Raw genomic sequence first — 3,544 nt, 5'->3', positions numbered from 1 at the left:
CCTTCCAATTCCTTGATAATCCCAAAATTGACATTCATTGGTTGGAAATGTTTGCTGTCCGCATGAGTGATGTAATGAGCTAGACTTCCGATCGCTGTGGTCTCTGGGAAGATAGCTTCACTTTCACCCTTGAAGAGTCGAGCCGCGTTAATACCTGCAACCAAGCCTGAGGCTGCTGACTCAACATAGCCTTCCACACCCGTCATCTGACCAGCAAAGAAGAGGTTAGGCTGTTTCTTAGAACGGTAAGTCTGCTCAAGAAGATTTGGTGAATCCATGTAAGAATTGCGGTGCATAACCCCATAACGAACAAACTCAGCATTTTCAAGACCAGGAATCATTTGGAAGACACGCTTTTGTTCTCCCCATTTGAGGTGGGTTTGGAAACCGACGATATTGTAGAGACTACCAGCCGCATTATCCTGACGAAGTTGGACAACCGCATACGGTGTTTTGAACTCCCCGTCACGAGGGCCTGTGTAGTCGTCTGGATACTCCAAACCGACTGGCTTCATCGGACCATAAAGCATGGTTTTAATGCCACGCTTGGCCATGACTTCGATAGGCATACATCCTTCAAAGTACTTTTCTTTTTCAAACGAATTCAGCGGTGCTTCTTCAGCATTGACCAAGGCTTCATGGAAATCCATAAACTCTTGTTTGGTCATTGGAGCGTTGAGGTAGGCTGCTTCTCCCTTATCATAACGAGACTTGAGATAGACCTTGCTCATATCAATGGTGTTAACGTCGATAATCGGCGCCGCCGCATCGTAGAAATAGAATCCATCCCCATCATTAAGGGCATGAATCTTTTCAGCTAAGGTATCACTGGTCAAAGGACCAGTAGCGACAACCGTAATAACATCCGTCGGCAATTCTGTAATTTCATCACGAACCACTTCAATCAAGGGATGATTGGCCACTTTTTCGGTCACCATTTGAGAGAAACCATCGCGGTCCACCGCAAGGGCTCCACCAGCAGGAACACGTGTAGCCTCAGCAGACTCCAAGATAACAGAACCCAAGCGACGCATTTCTTCCTTGAGGAGTCCAACGGCATTTGTCAAAGCATCCCCACGTAAGGAATTGGAACAAACTAACTCAGCAAAATTGTCTGTTTTGTGCTGAGGAGTTGACTTGACACCACGCATTTCATAGAGTTTAACTGGAATACCACGTTCTGCGATTTGGTAAGCTGCTTCAGAACCTGCCAAGCCAGCACCGATAACATTGATATAAGATTGAGACACGACACTAATACCTCTTTGGGTGGAAACTAAGTCCAAATAAAAACAAGCTACTAGACTATTTGACACCCACAAATCTTTCTAAATTCATGCTTGGTCCATTATACCAAAAAACTAAGTAAAAAGACAGACAGGAGAATTCCTGAATGTCTTTCAAAAATTATTCTTTATTAAAATTGAATGTCTCCCAATTCAGTTTGCTTCCATATTTTATAGTAAAACGTACTTCTGTATTCTTAGGTAGTTTATCGCTTTGAAGTATTTGGGCAAGTAAGTATTCGAAATCAGAATCCGTCCAATTGTCAATATCTTCATTAGTTACTTGTAGGTTTTGTCTTCGTACCTGCTCTATATCAATACGTATTCGAATACTAAAGGTCGAACGATTGTCAGCAACTCTTTTTAAAAGTAGATCTCGATTACGAACAAGCGTCTCTTCATCAAGATTGTTGACTCTACTTGAGTCTAGGTCCTCAATTAAGGGAGTGAGTTCTTCTACATCCGTCTTCAAAATTGCCTCTCTTTTATCTCTCTCTTCAAGACGGGTTTTGGGGTTGCCACTATATTCTTTTTTTGGAACCAAAGAATAATTGGAGTCAAATGAGTCCAATTCAATTGAATTTTTAATATAAAGATTCCTAATCACATCATCGCTTAAATATGTTGAAGTCAAGCTACCACTTTGAAGTAATATATTATAAGCTTCCTCAAGTCGGTCATAGTTGTCATCACCAGAAACATACTCCATTTCTAAACGGTAGACTGTTTTCTTGGAAAAACCAAAGAATTTTTTCTTTTCAACTTCTTTAAGCCTCGAATTGTATTTAAGGACTGGAGTGCTCTCAACATAATCTTTTTCAAAATCCACATAGACATCAACAAATTTCGTATTTCCTTCAACGTAAAACGGAGATCCATAATATCCAAAGGTATCAGCTGTCGAGTATCCTTCTGCTTCTAACCCTGCAGCTTCTACTACAGAACGAATGTTTGAAATAGCTATTTTAGCTAAATCACGATCGACTCTATTGTTACATGCTGACAATATAAATAATGTGAGAATAGGCAACAGTACGCCAATTACTTTCTTCATCACTTTGCTTTTCATTTCTCCTCAAAATAAGCAATCTTATCAAAATACTTATGATTGTTATTTTTGTTTCAGGAAGAAGACAAGGTTCCCAATTTAGTCACTTTCTTGATTTTCTTCCCAATCGTGGTAGGCAGCGTAGAGTTGGCTTTTATTCCACTGGTAGAGTTTCGCAACTTCCTTAATGGCTTGATTTTTCTTCATGCCTTGCTGGATACGAGATTGGATTTCTGAAAACAAGTCCTCCTCGTCCTTTTCCTCCACATCCTGACTTGCGCCTTTAACGATGAGAAGGCATTCACCCTTGAGTGGCGTTTCAGCAATACTTTCTAGTAGCTCTGAAATCTTTCCTCGTTGGTATTCTTCATAGATTTTGGTCAATTCCCTGACCAAGACTACCGAGCGGTCACCGTAGACTTCTAGCATATTTTCCAATGTATCTGATACACGGTGGGGTGATTCGTAGAAAATCTGAGTTTCTGGGTAATCTTTTTTTAAGTCGAAAAATTGCTTTTGCTGGCCTGATTTTCTCGGTAAGAAACCGTAAAAGATATGTGGTTGTGGAGCTAAACCACTGGCAATCAAAGCAGAAATCCCTGCAGAGGCACCCGGAACTGTCACTACTGCAATTTCTTCCTCAATAGCTGCCTTAACCAAATCATGACCAGGGTCCGAGATACTAGGCAGACCCGCATCGGATACCTGAGCGATACTTTGTCCTGCTTTCAAGAAACCAATCAAATCAGGAATTTTTTCCTTGGCATTGTGCTCATGAAAACTGATCTGCTTTGTCGAAATATCAAAATGCTTGAGCAAGAGACCAGTATTGCGCGTGTCCTCAGCAGCAATCCAGTCCACTTCTTTCAAGGTCTGGATGGCACGAAAGGTCATATCGTCTAGATTGCCAATCGGCGTTGCTACAAGGTAAAGCTTGCCATAGGAAGACTGCCCCTTAAAACTTTTTTGAATCTGCATGCCTACTCCCTGTACAACAACTCGTCACAGAACATACATTCCTCGTCCTGCTCTCGGCGTTGTCCATAAAAATCATTACATACGTGAAAACCGTCCTTATAGATTCGACGGACGCTTTCACGAACATGCTTAGCCTTGACGGGAGTATCTGCTTCCACCTCGCCCAAGCGTTCGCGCAACTTACTATTTTCCAAGCGAAGAGCTGTATTTTCCTCTACCAGGCTCTTGAGAT

General features: G+C 41.6%; 4 protein-coding genes. All 4 read right to left on the bottom strand.

Annotated elements, in window-relative coordinates:
- On the bottom strand, positions 1-1,250 hold a 1,250-nt coding region (gene trmFO / locus GMD4S_RS11620), incomplete at its 3' end, for a methylenetetrahydrofolate--tRNA-(uracil(54)-C(5))-methyltransferase (FADH(2)-oxidizing) TrmFO (RefSeq protein ID WP_000083719.1).
- Positions 1,251-1,407: 157 nt separating this feature from the next.
- A complete protein-coding gene (locus GMD4S_RS11615) occupies positions 1,408-2,355 on the bottom strand; it encodes a hypothetical protein (RefSeq protein ID WP_000837963.1) in 948 nt (315 codons plus the stop codon).
- A 78-nt stretch (positions 2,356-2,433) separates the two neighbouring features.
- Entirely contained in the window at positions 2,434-3,312 is an 879-nt protein-coding gene (rsmI, locus tag GMD4S_RS11610) for a 16S rRNA (cytidine(1402)-2'-O)-methyltransferase (protein ID WP_001166904.1), read from the bottom strand.
- 2 nt (positions 3,313-3,314) lie between these two features.
- A partial coding sequence (locus GMD4S_RS11605; RefSeq protein WP_000664040.1) for an initiation control protein YabA occupies positions 3,315-3,544 on the bottom strand: 230 nt, incomplete at its 5' end.

The organism is Streptococcus sp. GMD4S, assembly GCF_000296955.1.
This window is presented reverse-complemented; position numbering and strand designations above follow the sequence as displayed.